The sequence below is a fragment of the Pseudomonas sp. FW306-02-D09B genome (genome assembly GCF_058782685.1).
On sequence record NZ_JBYSXY010000001.1, the window covers coordinates 419,660 to 433,790 of the forward strand.

At 57.0% G+C, this 14,131-nt stretch carries 15 protein-coding genes; 6 read left to right on the plus strand and 9 right to left on the minus strand.

Going from position 1 to position 14,131, the window contains the following annotated elements; all coding sequences use genetic code 11:
* Nucleotides 1-9: 9 nt before the first annotated feature.
* Both AC3WK5_RS02055 and AC3WK5_RS02060 read left to right on the plus strand, forming a co-directional pair.
* Nucleotides 10-1,302, plus strand: coding sequence for a sensor histidine kinase (locus AC3WK5_RS02055; protein WP_103318565.1), 1,293 nt, complete (start codon nt 10-12; stop codon nt 1,300-1,302).
* 110 nt (nt 1,303-1,412) lie between these two features.
* Complete coding sequence (locus tag AC3WK5_RS02060; protein WP_019690486.1) at nt 1,413-1,766, plus strand: DUF1428 domain-containing protein; 354 nt, start codon at nt 1,413-1,415, stop codon at nt 1,764-1,766.
* Nucleotides 1,767-1,836: 70 nt separating this feature from the next.
* Here the strand turns inward: AC3WK5_RS02060 and AC3WK5_RS02065 are convergent, their stop codons facing one another.
* From AC3WK5_RS02065 to AC3WK5_RS02080, 4 genes are all read right to left on the minus strand, one after another.
* Entirely contained in the window at nt 1,837-2,028 is a 192-nt protein-coding gene (locus tag AC3WK5_RS02065; RefSeq protein WP_054597450.1) for a hypothetical protein, read from the minus strand.
* A gap of 109 nt (nt 2,029-2,137) precedes the next feature.
* Nucleotides 2,138-2,608 (minus strand): cyanase, encoded by a 471-nt coding sequence (cynS, locus tag AC3WK5_RS02070; RefSeq protein WP_054597449.1) that lies wholly within the window; start codon nt 2,606-2,608, stop codon nt 2,138-2,140.
* A gap of 34 nt (nt 2,609-2,642) precedes the next feature.
* Nucleotides 2,643-3,305, minus strand: coding sequence for a carbonic anhydrase (locus tag AC3WK5_RS02075; protein WP_103318528.1), 663 nt, complete (start codon nt 3,303-3,305; stop codon nt 2,643-2,645).
* A 316-nt stretch (nt 3,306-3,621) separates the two neighbouring features.
* On the minus strand, nt 3,622-4,512 hold the full coding sequence (locus AC3WK5_RS02080) for a LysR family transcriptional regulator (protein WP_103318526.1): 891 nt from the start codon (nt 4,510-4,512) through the stop codon (nt 3,622-3,624).
* Between the two features lie 304 nt (nt 4,513-4,816).
* On the opposite strand from AC3WK5_RS02080, the gene moaB reads away from it, so the two are divergent.
* Nucleotides 4,817-5,356: a molybdenum cofactor biosynthesis protein B gene (gene moaB / locus AC3WK5_RS02085; RefSeq protein ID WP_054597440.1), complete on the plus strand. Its 540-nt coding sequence runs from the start codon at nt 4,817-4,819 to the stop codon at nt 5,354-5,356.
* Nucleotides 5,353-6,558 carry a molybdopterin molybdotransferase MoeA gene (locus tag AC3WK5_RS02090; RefSeq protein WP_103318524.1) on the plus strand — a complete coding sequence of 402 codons (1,206 nt, stop codon included), beginning with the start codon at nt 5,353-5,355 and terminating at the stop codon, nt 6,556-6,558. Before moaB ends, AC3WK5_RS02090 begins: the two co-directional genes overlap by 4 nt.
* Nucleotides 6,559-6,602: 44 nt before the next feature.
* Here AC3WK5_RS02090 and moaE read toward each other — a convergent pair whose 3' ends face one another.
* The 5 genes from moaE to moaA are packed head-to-tail and all read right to left on the minus strand — an operon-like array spanning nt 6,603 to nt 9,814.
* A complete protein-coding gene (gene moaE, locus AC3WK5_RS02095; protein WP_103318522.1) occupies nt 6,603-7,067 on the minus strand; it encodes a molybdopterin synthase catalytic subunit MoaE in 465 nt (154 codons plus the stop codon).
* A 3-nt stretch (nt 7,068-7,070) separates the two neighbouring features.
* Nucleotides 7,071-7,322 (minus strand): MoaD/ThiS family protein, encoded by a 252-nt coding sequence (locus AC3WK5_RS02100; RefSeq protein WP_054597437.1) that lies wholly within the window; start codon nt 7,320-7,322, stop codon nt 7,071-7,073.
* Complete coding sequence (moaC, locus tag AC3WK5_RS02105; protein WP_103318521.1) at nt 7,319-7,825, minus strand: cyclic pyranopterin monophosphate synthase MoaC; 507 nt, start codon at nt 7,823-7,825, stop codon at nt 7,319-7,321. Before moaC ends, AC3WK5_RS02100 begins: the two co-directional genes overlap by 4 nt.
* Nucleotides 7,826-7,871: 46 nt before the next feature.
* The gene (locus AC3WK5_RS02110) at nt 7,872-8,771 is read right to left on the minus strand and encodes a bestrophin family protein (protein WP_054597435.1); all 900 of its coding nucleotides are present in this window, start codon (nt 8,769-8,771) and stop codon (nt 7,872-7,874) included.
* Nucleotides 8,772-8,815: 44 nt separating this feature from the next.
* Nucleotides 8,816-9,814: a GTP 3',8-cyclase MoaA gene (moaA, locus tag AC3WK5_RS02115; protein WP_103318563.1), complete on the minus strand. Its 999-nt coding sequence runs from the start codon at nt 9,812-9,814 to the stop codon at nt 8,816-8,818.
* A gap of 437 nt (nt 9,815-10,251) precedes the next feature.
* On the opposite strand from moaA, the gene AC3WK5_RS02120 reads away from it, so the two are divergent.
* Together AC3WK5_RS02120 and AC3WK5_RS02125 are read left to right on the plus strand one after the other, a co-directional pair.
* Nucleotides 10,252-12,576: an FdhF/YdeP family oxidoreductase gene (locus AC3WK5_RS02120; protein WP_103318519.1), complete on the plus strand. Its 2,325-nt coding sequence runs from the start codon at nt 10,252-10,254 to the stop codon at nt 12,574-12,576.
* 131 nt (nt 12,577-12,707) lie between these two features.
* Complete coding sequence (locus AC3WK5_RS02125) at nt 12,708-14,129, plus strand: cytochrome ubiquinol oxidase subunit I (RefSeq protein WP_103318517.1); 1,422 nt, start codon at nt 12,708-12,710, stop codon at nt 14,127-14,129.
* Nucleotides 14,130-14,131: the final 2 nt, after the last annotated feature.

Sequence of the window (14,131 nt, forward strand, 5' to 3'; positions counted from 1 at the left end):
TGGAAAGACATGGATTCCAAACAAAGCCTGACAAAGAGGATTGTGATTGTTTTCGCACTGATGACTGCGTTTGTCGCAGGGGTCTTTGCGGTTGGCATTGTCGCGACCGTGCATATCGTTGAAAGAAAGCTCACCACCACCAGCCTGAGCGGTGGACTGCAACGCCTGCTGCTGATGGACAACACCGATGACTGGACCCATCGACCGGAAAAAGACGAGCTGTTTTTCTTTGAGGGCGGACTGGGTGAAATGACCCCGGACGAACAGCTCAAGGCGCTGCAGCCGGGGTTTCAGGAAATCGTCTTTGGCGGTGAGGACTACTACGCCATGGTGAAGGTGGTTGAAGGTCGCCAATACGTCCTGCTGAAAGATCAGCGAAGCCATGAACAACGCGAACGCGTGCTGTACGCGGTGGTGATTGTCGGGTTCGTGTTGAGCATCCTGCTGGCGATTCTGTTGGGCTGGCTGCTGGCGCGACGCGTCATGGCCCCGGTGGTCCGTTTGGCGCGTCAGGTGCGTCACCGCGATCAGCTACTGGAACTCGCGCCACCGCTGGCGCCGGAGTATGCCGTCGACGAGGTCGGCGAGCTGGCGATGTCCTTTGATCAAACCCTGGGCCGACTGCGCGAGGCGCTGGGCCGGGAAAAACTCTTCACCAGCGATGTCAGCCACGAATTGCGAACGCCGTTAATGGTGCTCGCCAGTTCATGTGAGCTGTTGTTGAGCAATCGTGCCTTGGATCAGCGCTCGATGGCCCAAGTCAGCCGTATTGCCAGGGCCAGCGATGAAATGCGACAGCTGGTCGACACGTTCCTGATGCTGGCGCGTGACCGGGACAACGACTCCGCTAACGGTGGCAACGCCTCCTTGAAAGAGGTCGCCGATGCGTTGGCGGAGATTTGGGGCAGGCTGATCCGGGAAAAAGGCCTGGAGTTCATCTACCTCGACGAGCAGACCTCAAACAGCTACTACAACCTGACGTTCCTGCAATCGGTGATGGGCAACTTGCTGCGCAACGCCTGGCACTATACTGATCATGGCTTCATTCGCCTGACCCTGCGAGATCATGGCTTCAGCGTGGAAGACAGCGGTATCGGCATTCCGGAAGAAAAACGCCATGCGATGTTCCAGCCCTTTGTCAGGGGCGACGAACACCGGGGCGAAGGGCTGGGATTGGGGCTGTCGCTGGTTCAGCGGATCTGCACCAACCAGAACTGGCGAGTGGAACTCACCACCCGCGAACCCCACGGCTGTCATTTCGCCGTGGACCTGGCAGAGCGTCAGAAGCAACTCCTGCTCTAGCCAGCGCGGAAATGTCCGTTGGTCGGTTCGCCTGACAGGCCGGTCGATTTGCACGCTTGCAGATCGACTAACCGGTAAATCGATGACGCATTTCAAAGAGGAGAGTGATCATGTCCTATGTCGATGGCTTTGTTGCCGCCGTACCCACCGCCAACCGCGATAAATTCAAGCAGCACGCCGAGTTCATGGCAGGTATTTTCAAGGAAAACGGCGCACTGAGCGTGACCGAATGCTGGGGCGACGATGTGCCTCAAGGCAAACTGACCTCGTTCCCGATGGCGGTAAAACTCAAGGAAGACGAGACCGTGGTGTTTTCGTGGATCATCTGGCCGGACCGCCAAACGCGCGACACCGGCATGCAGAAATTCATGGAAGATCCCAGGCTTCAATCCCTGGACAACTCAATGCCTTTCGATGGGCAACGGTTGATCTTCGGCGGTTTCGAGATGATCGTAAACGTCTGAGGAATGTCGTGTCATCCGGGTGTCAGGCGGGTCTGAAAAGGATGCAGGCCCGCCCCGGATGGCGCGCCGGTTATTCCGGAAGGGTGATACGGCAACTCTTGCGATTACGGATTTCGTTCTCCGTTGGCCGCTCTTTCACGAACTCGAAACGCGGCTCGCCCTCGTTGTAGGTGACCAGCCAACCCCACTCCAGTTCGGACTCATCTTGCCCAGGCTTCGGCGGTTCAGCCCACCAGGGTTCCTTGCTGACAATCTGGCGCATAGCCCCTCCACGTGGTTTGGGTCCTTTCAACTATAACGTGGATGTCTGGAGGTGCCAGAAATGCATTTCGAGTGGGCCGGCAGATTAATGCCGGCCCACGTTCGTCAGCTTAAAACGGTTTGTAAGGCAGGAATTTTCCGTCCAGGGTGATCACCGCACGGGAGCCACCTTCGGGATCTTCGACCTTCTTGATGTCCATCTTGAAGTTGATGGCGCTGATAATGCCGTCACCGAACTGCTCGTGAACAATCGACTTCAGGGCGGTACCGTAGACCTGGATCATCTCGTAGAAGCGATAGATGGTCGGGTCGGTCGGCACGCCGCTGGCAAGCGAGCCGCGAAGCGGGATGGTCTGCAATTGGGCGACGGCGTCGTTGTCCAGGCCCAGGTGCTGGACCACCACTTTGGCAGCCGCTTCCGGCAGTGGGTGTTGGCCGAGCAGGGCCGCCGTGACGTAGAGCAGGCTCAGGCCGGTGCCTTCGGTCAGGTTTTCCCAGGACAGGTCCTTGCGGGCCTTGGCTTCGAGGATTTTGCCGGTCAGGGCCAGCGTTGGGTCTTGATAAGCATGGGACTGTTGCATGGTGCTTCTCCTGCGGATTGATGGGGTGTGTGGTTCAAGCGACGTTGGCGGCAGCCCGGGCAGGCATGGCGCAGGTGTCAGGAAAATCGGCAATCGATACAAATTGCCGGGAGACACCGTCGAGCGCGTCGATGCCGCCACTTTCGATGTCGTAGACCCAGCCGTGCAGATTCAACGCGCCTTGCTCCTGGGCCAGGCGAACACTGGGATGAGTCTGCAGATTGGCCAGTTGAGCAATGACGTTCTCTTTGACCAGTGATGTCAGGCGCGCTTCGTCACTGCTGTGAGGACGGCCGGCATTGATCACCTTGGCGCCTTCGGAATAGCGCAACCAATTGGCGACGGCGGGCAAGTGGTCCAGGCATTTGCACTGGGCAATGGCGGTCATCGCACCGCAATCGGAGTGCCCGCAGATCACTACATCGGTGACGCCCAGTACGGCAACGGCGTACTCGACCGCGGCGGAGACACCGCCAGGCTCGGGCCCGTAGGACGGCACGATGTTGCCGGCATTGCGAATCACGAACAGTTCGCCGGGTTCTTGCTGAGTCAGCAACTCCGGCACGACACGACTGTCGGAGCAGGCAATGAACAGTGTTTTAGGCGACTGGGTAGAGGCCAGGTGCTTGAACAGGCTGGAGCGCTGTGGAAACGCTTCACGCTGAAACTTGAGGAAGCCATCGATCAACTCTTTCATGGTGAAGTACCTTGCCGTTGTGGTTGGCTGAAAGAATGAACGCGCACAGCTATAGCGTCCAAGATCGATGACTTATAGTTTTTATAGGCTGGTCCTATAGTTGGAAGGATTTGCTTATTTTAATAGCGGCGAAGGGTAGCGTTCGAACCAGCGGCTCGCCTGTTCGTAGGCATGGGCAATCCAACGACCACGCATTGTCGGTGGTTGAAAGCGGGCAAGGCATCGCGTTGGCGAATGAAGTGCTGGTGCTTGACCGCCCACTGCACGGTCAATGCAGTGGGCGCTGACAAGCTGACCTGCGTACCAACCCCTCGAATCAGATCTTTGCAGCAAACAGCTTCAGGGCTTCAGCAAAACATTTCTCGGCGATGGCCGAGCGAGGTTCGGTTTTGCGCATCACCAGACCCAGGGGCGCGAGAACACTTGCATCGGGAAGGTTGATAAAGGCCAGGTTCTCAATCGGGTTTTCCAGGCCACTGCCCAGCGGCATGATCGAGCAGCAAAAGCCGTCGTGAATCGCCTGGAACAACTGATACGTCGAATCGGTTTCGAGTATTGGCTGTGGGGCCAGCCCACGGCTGCGAAAACTCAGATCAATGGATTTTCGATAATGCATGCCATTGCTGATCATCCCCAATGGCAGATCGGCAGCGTCTTCCCAGCTCATTTCCGTTCCTTCGAAATTGAAGTGGCGCGTGTCGTACAGCAAGCCGACGCGGGTTTCTCCGATTTCGAAAAAATCCAGATAGTTGGGATTCACGTGATCGAGATAACAGATGCCCAGATCCAGTTGGTTGTTACCGATCCCTTCGATGATCTGGTCCGAGCTCATCGATGACAGACTGAACTTGAGTTCCGGGAATGTACGGGAAAGCTCCTGAACATAGCTGATCGGATTAAAGCCGCTGAGAGGCACCAGGCCCAGGCGCAAATTGCCGACTAACTGACCGCGACACGCGGCGGCTTCGGCGAACAGCCCGTCATGCGCGGCGAGCAGTGTTCGCGCCCATGCAAGCACACGCTCACCGGCCTGGGTGAAACCTTCAAAGCGCTGGCCCCGAGTGACCAGTTCCAGGCCCAGTTCATCCTCAAGATTGCGCAAGCGCATGGACAGCGTCGGCTGAGTAATGTGGCAGCGCGCAGCGGCCTGCCCGAAGTGTCGAGTCTGTTCCAGGGCGATCAGGAATTTGAGTTGCTTGATGTCCACAATGGCACCTGTCGAGGGATGAATGTGATGTCAGTAAAGCAGGTAAGTATCCTGATTAAAAACACCGATAGTTGGGTCAGCAAACGATCTCACTGTCCTGCTTGTCAGTCCAATCACACGTATTGACCGACCGATTGGTTAGCTCTATCACGAGCGAATTTAGTTAAAACTACTAATCGTTGCGGGTGAGAAAGCTATCGATAGAGGCGCTCGATAAACCGGTTGGCCAGAGTGATTAGACAGTGACTGTTTTAGCGAATTAGCCTCTGGCAATTGCTTTCATTATTGCCTGCCGGAGAATGACATGAGCGTTAAGTCGGATGCGTTATTTGTACCGTTGAATATGGCTGTGCTGACCGTCAGTGATACCCGTGAATATGCCAATGATACTTCTGGGCAATTGCTGGTCAGTAGATTACTGGAAGCGGGACACACCCTGAGTGAGCGTAACTTGCTCAAGGATGACCTGTATAAAATCCGCGCGCAGGTAGCCACCTGGATTGCCGATGAACATATTCAGGTCGTGCTGATTACCGGGGGGACCGGGTTTACCGGTCGCGACAGCACACCTGAGGCGGTGGCCTGTTTGCTGGATAAACAGATTGATGGCTTTGGTGAGCTGTTTCGGGCGATTTCCATCCTCGATATCGGCACCTCCACGGTTCAGAGCCGGGCCTTGGCCGGGCTGGCCAACGGCACTCTGGTGTGCTGCCTGCCAGGTTCGACCGGCGCCTGTCGAACTGCGTGGGAAGGCATTCTTGCCGAGCAGCTGGATGCACGTCACAGGCCGTGCAATTTCGTGCCGCACCTCAAGCCTGTACAAGCCTGCGGGACACGGGGATGAGCCCGTCACAACTGATGCCTGTGGAGGAGGCCATCGACAGATTGCTGGTGATGGCCGAAGCGCAACGTCTTCATGATAGCGAGTCGGTACCGCTGAGTGATGCACGGCAACGGGTGTTGGCCAGTGACCTGGTGGCAACTCTCGATCTTCCGCCTTGGCCGAACAGTGCCATGGATGGTTATGCCTTGAATGTCGACGACTGGAGCGGGCAGCCGTTAGCCGTGTCACAACGAATTCTTGCCGGTCAGGCCCCCGAAGCGTTGCTACCGGGAACCTGTGCCCGAATCTTTACCGGAGCGCCGGTACCGGAGGGTGCCAACAGTGTCGAGATGCAGGAGAACGTCGAGCTTTTGGAGGATGGACGGGTGCGTTTCAAACAGTCGCTGACAGCAGGCCAGAATATTCGACCGCAGGGCCAGGAGAACCGTGTCGGGCAGGTTTTGCTTCGTGCGGGCAAACGACTGGGGCCTTTCGAGTTGGCTATCGCCGCGGCACAGGGATGTACGCATGTGCATGTCGTACGGCGCCCACGGGTTGCACTGCTCTCCACAGGCGATGAACTGGCCGAACCGGGCACGCCTTTGAAGCCTGGCTGTATTTACAACAGCAATCGCACCTTGTTGAGCCACTGGTTAAGTGCACTGGGTTGTGAGGTCATCGATGCCGGCATTCTCCCCGATAGGCCACAGCAGACGCGGCTTAAACTCGAACAGTTGCAACACGCAGCGGACGTGATTCTCACCACTGGTGGCGTCTCCGCAGGTGACGCCGATTGTCTCGGGCAGGTGCTGCGTGAATGCGGTAAACCACTGTTCTGGAAGCTGTCGATCAAGCCGGGGAAACCACTGACAGTAGGACACTTTGGCACTGTGCCGGTCATTGGCCTGCCAGGAAACCCGACATCGGCGCTGGTGACATTTGGACTGTTGGCCCGCGCCTATCTGTTGCGTATCCAGGGCGTCGAAGACGTCACGCCCTTGAGCTTCCCGATGAGCGTCGGTTTTGATTGGCCAAAAGCCGGAGGCCGCAGGGAATACCTCAGAGCCAGGCTGGAGGCGGGGCGCGCCATCCTCTATCCGAATCAGAGTTCAGGCGTGTTGCTCGGCGCATCCTGGGCTGATGGACTGGTCGAGATTCCAGAGGGTTGCACGCTGCAGGCCGGTGACACGGCGCGGTTTATTCCGTTCTGCGACTTGTTCTAATCGATCTATCCACCCCCCTCAATTATTTGAGGGGGCTCCTGCCGCTAGCGCCCATCGCCACCTTCCCAGCGACGGGCTGCCAGCTGATCACTCTCTCTGCCGCATACCCAACGGTCACCGGAGCCGGTTTCTTCACGCTTCCAGAAGGGCGCTCGTGTTTTCAGGTAGTCCATTAAAAAAGCGCAGGCATCAAAGGCCGCCTGTCGATGCTCGCTGGCAACGCCGACAAACACGATGGGATCACCGACGTTCAAAAGACCCACGCGGTGAACGATGTTCACTCGCTGAAGAGGCCACCTGTCATTGGCCTGGTCGACGATGCGTTGCAATGATTGCTCGGTCATTCCTGGATAATGTTCGAGAAACAGGCTGCTGACCTTCTCCCCCTGATTGATATCCCGGACATAGCCGACGAAGGTGGCCACGGCACCAACGCCAGGGTCTTCGGCGTGCAAACGGCTGTTCAGTTCATTCAGGTTGAATATCTCGGTCTGGACCTGAACAGTCATCGCTCAACCCCCCGTCACTTGAGGGAAGAAGGCGATCTCATCGAAGTCTTCGATGGCGGCGTCGAGCGTACATAACTCCTGGTTCAGCGCGCACATGAGGCTGGTTTCACCGAGGACTTGCTCCCACACCTCGCCTCTGGCGATCAGCAGTTTTCTGACATCGTCAATGCTCTGCAATGACGCGGTCAGCGCGATTTTTTCTCCGCCAATGCCGAGTTGTTCTCGATAACGCGCAAAGTAGTTGATAAGAATCATTGAGCGACACTCGCTTCAAAGTTACCGGATTTTCCGCCGTGTTTTCTGAGCAGCTGGATGTTCTCGATGATCATCCCTCGGTCGACGGCTTTGCACATGTCGTAGATCGTCAGTGCCGCCACGCTCGCCGCCGTGAGCGCTTCCAGCTCGACGCCTGTTCTGCCGTTAAGTCGGCAGGTGCTCACAATTCTGACGCGATCGGGCTCAACGGCCTGCAGTTCGATGTGAATGGCGCTGAGCATCAGTGGGTGACACAGTGGAATGAGTTCATGGGTTTTCTTCGCCGCCATGATCCCGGCGATACGAGCGACCGCAAACACGTCGCCTTTGGGGTGCCCGTTTTGCTGGATAAGTTTCAACGTGGCGGGTTGCATCCGTATCCAGGCCTGCGCTTGAGCTTCACGGTTTGTCGGATATTTCTCGCTAACATCGACCATGTTGGCCCGGCCCTCGGCATCCAGATGAGTCAGCACCCTTGAATCGGGCTGATTGAAGTCGTTCATGTTTATCCTTCACCCCAGCGGGTGCTTGATGGGTAGTGGGTGCGAATCAGTCCAGCACGAAATCCACTGGCTGAAGCAGCGGAGGGAGTTCTGTCGCACCCAAGGCGTCAAGCACTTCACGCTCGATGGTGCGCACGATGGCATTGGTTGGAAGGTCGTTTTCATCTCGACCAAAGGGGTCTTCCAATTCGTCGCCAATGGCATCCAGCCCAAAAAACGTATAACTCACAATCGCGGTGAACACCGGCGTTAGCCAACCCAGTGGCTCGGCCATCGCGAAGGGCAGCAAGATGCAAAATATGTAAATGGTCCTGTGCAGCAGGAGTGTGTAAGGGAACGGGAGTGGGGTGCTCTTGATTCGCTCACAGGTCGTTTGCGTGGTGGTCAGATTGGTCAGGTGATTGGCCATCAGCGTGTAACGCCATTCGTTGATCTCACCGGATTCGGCGAGCGTCGAGCACTGTTGGCCGACGTGGCGCAGGATCCGTTCAGGGATGTTCGGGGTGTTGGCTGAGGGCAACCTGCTGAGCCAGGTACTCGCGGCACTGAGTTCGTCTTCTTTGCGAAGCTTGGCGTTAAGCGCATGGGCAAACCCGCAGAGGTCGAGCAATACCTTGCTGCGTTGCTGTTTGTCCTTGATGACCTGGGTTTCCCTGATCATCGAGCGTACATCCATCACCATCGCACCGAGCGCTTTGCGCGCTTCATACCAGCGGTCGTAGCAGGCGTTGTTGCGAAAATTCATGAAGATTGAAAGTGATAACCCCAGCAGCGTGAAGGGGGTGGCATTGACCTTCGAGAAGTACGCGGGATGGAGTGTCTCGACCAGGACAATAGCAGAGGCCAGAAGAGTCACCAGAAGGCTGCGCAGCGCGATACGCTTGGCAATCGAGCCTTTGAGTGAAATCAGGACATTGATCAGATTAGGTTTGGCTCTAACGATCATGGGGGACAGCCTTCTAGAGAGTAATGATCTGAAAACGGGGCAGGCTATCCGCCGGTCATGTTCATGAAACGGACAACTTGCACCTCATCATTGAGTTCAAAGTTGTGTCGGTACGGCTTGATCTTCATCGACTCGATGATTGCCCTCTCCAGGCGCTCCGGCTCTCCTGGAAAGCGACGAAGTACTTCCTTCAGGTCGACGGAATGCTCATTGCCCAGACACAGCAAGAGCCGGCCCTCGACGGTCAGCCGAACACGATTGCAGGTAGCGCAAAAGTTGTGGCTGTGGGGCGAGATGAACCCCAGGCGAATATCCGGTGCCTGGACCAGGCGCCAATAACGCGAAGGGCCTTGGGTCGATTCCGCGGATTCGATAAGGGTGTAGCGTTCGGCAATACGCTCGCGCACCTGCGCGCTTGAAAAGAACGCGCCTGCGCGGCTGTGCTCGCTGATAACGCCCAGCGGCATCTCTTCAATGAAGGAAATATCCAGTCCACGATCAATCGCAAAGCCTACGAGATCATTTATCTCGTGATCATTGCGGCCTTTCATGACGACGCAGTTGAGTTTGGTATGTTGAAAACCTGCCGCATTCGCTGCGTCAATTCCGCCGATGACGGTAGCCAGATCACCCGTGCGGGTCAGTTCGCGGAAGCGCTTGGCGTCCAGGCTGTCGAGGCTGATATTGAGGCGCTTGAGCCCCGCATCGAATAACGGTGCCGCGAGCTTGCCCAACTGTGAACCGTTTGTGGTCATGCACAGTTCACGCAGCCCCGGCAGCGCGGCAATCCGTTTACAGAGATCTACAACGCCAGGGCGAATCAGCGGTTCGCCACCGGTCAGGCGGATTTTTCGGGTGCCCAGTGCCACAAAACTTTCAGCTAACTGATAGATCTCTTCCAGGGTCAATACTTGTTGTCGCGGCAAAAACTCCATGTCCTCGGCCATGCAATAGACACAGCGGAAATCGCAACGGTCGGTCACAGACATTCTGAGATAGTCGACCCGCCGGGAAAAACTATCCATCAACATTCGATCTGACATCTCAACCTCCATCAGCGCTCCAGGTCTATCGAGCATGGCGCTGGTTTTGGAAAGCCACTGCTATATAGGGCCTTGTTGAGGCAAGACTAAGGTCATTTAAAGTCGTCGTCTAATCACTATTAACAACTGATTGATCAATGGGGTCTATCGAGAGAGAAGTGGCTCCTGTTCATGTTACTTTAAATATTTAACTCGTTGATTTGTCGTGATTATATTGTTGATAGATCATTTCGATGATCTGGTCATTATTAACGATTAGACAGGCATGTAGTACGCGGAATAGTCTGGGTTCGTACCCCTGAATCGGGCCCTTGAAGTGATTAACTGCGAATAACCTACCGCTAAATAAATCCGCATTTTTATAGGCGCACAACAACAGCAATTAACAACGACTTGACATCAGGTTGACGCCTGCGTGCACGTCTTGGAGAAGTATCATGAGCGAAGTTGAACGTTATAAACCGTATAAGGGGGCGGCCGCTGGCTGGGGCGCGCTGATTGCTGTGACCAAAAACTGGCTGGGCAGTGAAAACGCGTTCAAGAACATTCGAGCCATGCTCAAGACCAACCAGAACGGCGGCTTCGACTGCCCGGGCTGTGCCTGGGGCGAGTCGCCGGAAAATGGCATGGTCAAGTTCTGCGAGAACGGCGCCAAGGCGGTCAACTGGGAAGCCACCGGCCGCCTGGTCAACCCTGCGTTTTTCAACAAATACACGGTGTCGTCGCTGGCGGCGCAAAGTGACTATTGGCTTGAATACCAGGGGCGCCTGACTCACCCCATGCGCTATGACGCCTCTGCTGATCGTTACGTCGAAACCAGCTGGGACGATGCATTTGCCTTGATCGCCAAACACCTGAAAGGGCTGACGTCGCCGGATCAGGCCGAGTTCTACACCTCCGGTCGGGCCAGCAACGAAGCGGCTTACCTCTATCAGCTATTCGTTCGCGCCTACGGCACCAACAACTTCCCTGACTGTTCGAACATGTGCCATGAGGCGAGCGGCCTGGGCATGGATGACAGCGTCGGCGTGGGCAAAGGCACGGTGACGTTCGATGACCTGGAGGAAGCCGACGCGATTTTCGTCATCGGCCAGAACCCTGGCACCAATCACCCACGGATGCTTGAGCCTCTGCGCGAAGCGGTGAAGCGGGGCGCGCAGGTGGTCTGCTTCAACCCCCTGAAAGAGCGTGGGCTGGAACGCTTCCAGCACCCGCAGCATCCACTGGAAATGCTCACCAACGGCTCCGAACCGACCTCGTCTGCGTACTTTCGTCCGGCATTGGGCGGTGACATGGCAGCGATGCGCGGCATCGCCAAGTTTTTGTTGCAGTGGGAGCGTGAAGCGCTGGCGAACAACAGCGAGGCAGTGTTCGACCGCGCGTTCATCGCCGAGCATACTTCGGGCCTGGAAACCTACCTGGCCGAAGTTGACGCCACGACCTGGGAACACATCGTCGAGCAGTCCGGCCTGTCGCTGGCGGACATCGAACTGGCGGCCCACATGTACCGCAAAGCCAAGCGGGTCATCATGTGTTGGGCGATGGGGGTGACCCAGCACACGCACTCGGTGGTGACCGTGCAGGAGATCATCAACGTGCAGTTGTTGCGTGGCAATATCGGTCGCCCGGGTGCAGGGCTGTCGCCGGTACGCGGGCACAGTAACGTGCAGGGCGACCGCACCATGGGCATCAACGAACTGGCACCACCTGAGTTTATTGATGCGCTGGAAGCACGCTTTGCCTTCAAGGCACCGCGCCGACACGGGCATAACACGGTGATGGCGATTGCGGCGATGGAAGACGGGCGCTCGAAAGTCTTCATCGGCCTGGGCGGCAACTTTGCTCAGGCAACTCCCGACAGCCCGCGCACTCATGACGCACTGCGCAAGTGTGACCTCACGGTGCACATTGCGACAAAGCTCAATCGCAGCCATCTGGTCACCGGCCGTGAGGCCTTGATCTTGCCGTGCCTGGGGCGCACCGATATCGACATTCAAGAGGAAGGTCCGCAAGGCGTGACGGTGGAAGACACCTTCAGCATGGTGCACATTTCCCACGGCCAGCTGAAACCCAAATCACCACTGATGCGTTCGGAGCCGGCGATCATTGCCGGGATTGCCAACGCAACCCTGGGTAAGCACCCGATTGACTGGCTCTGGACGGTCGCCGATTACAGTCGCATCCGTGACCTGATTGCCGACACCATTCCCGGCTTCGAGGATTTCAATAAAAAACTGCTGCACCCTGGTGGCTTTCACCTGGGTAACGATGCCGCCAACCGCATCTGGAATACTTCTACTGGCAAAGCGCAGTTTGCCCCCAGCGAATTACCGGAGCATCTGGTCAGCGAAGGCGTGCGCAACCTGGACGTGAAGCCGGATCTGATCCTGCAAACCATGCGCTCCCACGATCAGTACAACACCACCTTGTACGGGCTGGATGATCGTTATCGTGGCGTCTACGGCATGCGCGATGTGCTGTTCGTCAACGAGCAGGACATTCGCAAGCTGGGTTACGAGCCGGGGCAAAAGGTCGACATGATCTCGCTGTGGGGCGATGGTCGTGAGCGTCGAGTGAGCGGTTTTACCTTGATCGCCTACGACATTCCGCCTGGTCAGGCCGCCGCCTATTACCCGGAAACCAACCCGCTGGTGCCGCTGGAAAGCTACGGCGACCGGACGTTCACGCCGACCTCGAAGTTCATCGCGATTCGCCTTGAACAGGCACAGGCCAGCAACCTGATCCAGTCCTTCGGCGCTTGAGTCTGGCCGGGGTGGCGTGATTACCACCCCGGCCTCACCAGATCATTGGAAATCTGTTCGCTGCGAGCCATGAGGCTCATTGCGGCCGGGCTCTGTGTGCACGTGCATCGGGCCACTATGAGGGTATCGTCATGTTAAATCCGGGAGCGCTCGACCTAGCGCGAATTCAATTCGCGTTTACGGTCTCGTTTCACATCATATTTCCCGCCATCACCATCGGGCTTGCCAGTTTCCTGGCGGTCCTCGAAGGGCTCTGGCTGAAAAGCAACAACTCGGTTTACAAGGACCTGTATCACTTCTGGTCAAAAATCTTTGCCGTCAACTTCGGTATGGGGGTGGTCTCCGGGTTGGTCATGGCCTACGAGTTCGGCACCAACTGGAGCCGGTTCTCTGACTTCGCCGGGAGTATTACCGGGCCATTGCTGACGTATGAGGTGTTGACGGCGTTTTTCCTCGAGGCCGGCTTCCTTGGGGTGATGTTGTTCGGCTGGAACCGGGTAGGGCGAGGGCTGCACTTCTTTGCCACGGTGATGGTCGCCATCGGTACGTTGATCTCGACCTTCTGGATTCTGGCCTCCAACAGCTGGATGCAGACGCCACAGGGGTTCTCGATCGTGGATGGGCGGATCATGCCGATGGACTGGCTGGCCATCGTCTTCAATCCGTCGTTCCCTTTCCGACTGGCGCATATGGCCATCGCTGCGTTTGTGGCTACGGCGTTCTTTGTCGGCTCTTCCGCAGCCTGGCATTTGCTGCGCAAGAATGACACGCCGCAAGTGCGCAAGATGCTCTCGATGGCGTTGTGGATGGCGTTGATCGTGGCGCCGATCCAGGCGGTGGTCGGTGATGCCCATGGTCTGAATACCCTGGAACATCAACCGGCGAAAATTGCCGCCATGGAAGGGCACTGGGAAAACGTCGGTAACGAACCGACGCCGTTGGTGTTGTTCGGTATCCCGGACATGAACGCCGAGAAGACCCGTTATGCGCTGGAAATCCCTTACCTGGGCAGCCTCATCCTGACTCACAGCCTGGATAAACAGATCCCCGCGCTCAAGAGTTTCCCAAAAGAGGACCGTCCTAACGCGACCATCATCTTCTTCAGCTTTCGGATTATGGCCGGGCTTGGAATGTTGATGATCCTCACCGGTTTGCTGGGTCTTGTTTTACGTCGTAATGAAGCGCTGTACCGCAACCGCCTGTTCCTGCGCCTGGTGTTGTTCATGGGGCCGACCGGTCTTATCGCGATGTTGGCGGGCTGGATCACTACCGAAGTCGGTCGGCAGCCGTGGGTCGTCTACGGGCTTCTGCGAACCGCCGATGCGGCTTCCAACCACACGGTCACGCAGCTCAGCGTTTCGCTGGCGTTGTTTGTGTTGATCTACTTCTCGGTGTTCGCGGTGGGCATCGGCTACATGATGAAGCTGGTACGCAAAGGCCCGCAGCCACATCACGAGCATCCGCCTCAAGGCGGTCTGGACCAGGAGCGCACGCCACGCCGCCCCCTGTCCGCCATCTCCGAGACGTTCGCGTCCGGCGATCACGTCAACTGAGC

Excerpts from the sequence above, each read along its gene's own strand:
- AC3WK5_RS02055 (WP_103318565.1), top strand. The coding sequence starts at position 10 with ATGGATTCCAAACAAAGCCTGACAAAGAGGATTGTGATTGTTTTCGCA.
- AC3WK5_RS02075 (WP_103318528.1), bottom strand. The coding sequence starts at position 3,305 with ATGAAAGAGTTGATCGATGGCTTCCTCAAGTTTCAGCGTGAAGCGTTT.
- cynS (WP_054597449.1), bottom strand. The coding sequence starts at position 2,608 with ATGCAACAGTCCCATGCTTATCAAGACCCAACGCTGGCCCTGACCGGC.
- moaC (WP_103318521.1), bottom strand. The coding sequence starts at position 7,825 with ATGAACGACTTCAATCAGCCCGATTCAAGGGTGCTGACTCATCTGGAT.
- moaA (WP_103318563.1), bottom strand. The coding sequence starts at position 9,814 with ATGTCAGATCGAATGTTGATGGATAGTTTTTCCCGGCGGGTCGACTAT.
- AC3WK5_RS02100 (WP_054597437.1), bottom strand. The coding sequence starts at position 7,322 with ATGATTCTTATCAACTACTTTGCGCGTTATCGAGAACAACTCGGCATT.
- moaB (WP_054597440.1), top strand. The coding sequence starts at position 4,817 with ATGAGCGTTAAGTCGGATGCGTTATTTGTACCGTTGAATATGGCTGTG.
- AC3WK5_RS02065 (WP_054597450.1), bottom strand. The coding sequence starts at position 2,028 with ATGCGCCAGATTGTCAGCAAGGAACCCTGGTGGGCTGAACCGCCGAAG.
- AC3WK5_RS02110 (WP_054597435.1), bottom strand. The coding sequence starts at position 8,771 with ATGATCGTTAGAGCCAAACCTAATCTGATCAATGTCCTGATTTCACTC.
- AC3WK5_RS02090 (WP_103318524.1), top strand. The coding sequence starts at position 5,353 with ATGAGCCCGTCACAACTGATGCCTGTGGAGGAGGCCATCGACAGATTG.
- AC3WK5_RS02060 (WP_019690486.1), top strand. The coding sequence starts at position 1,413 with ATGTCCTATGTCGATGGCTTTGTTGCCGCCGTACCCACCGCCAACCGC.
- AC3WK5_RS02120 (WP_103318519.1), top strand. The coding sequence starts at position 10,252 with ATGAGCGAAGTTGAACGTTATAAACCGTATAAGGGGGCGGCCGCTGGC.
- moaE (WP_103318522.1), bottom strand. The coding sequence starts at position 7,067 with ATGACTGTTCAGGTCCAGACCGAGATATTCAACCTGAATGAACTGAAC.
- AC3WK5_RS02125 (WP_103318517.1), top strand. The coding sequence starts at position 12,708 with ATGTTAAATCCGGGAGCGCTCGACCTAGCGCGAATTCAATTCGCGTTT.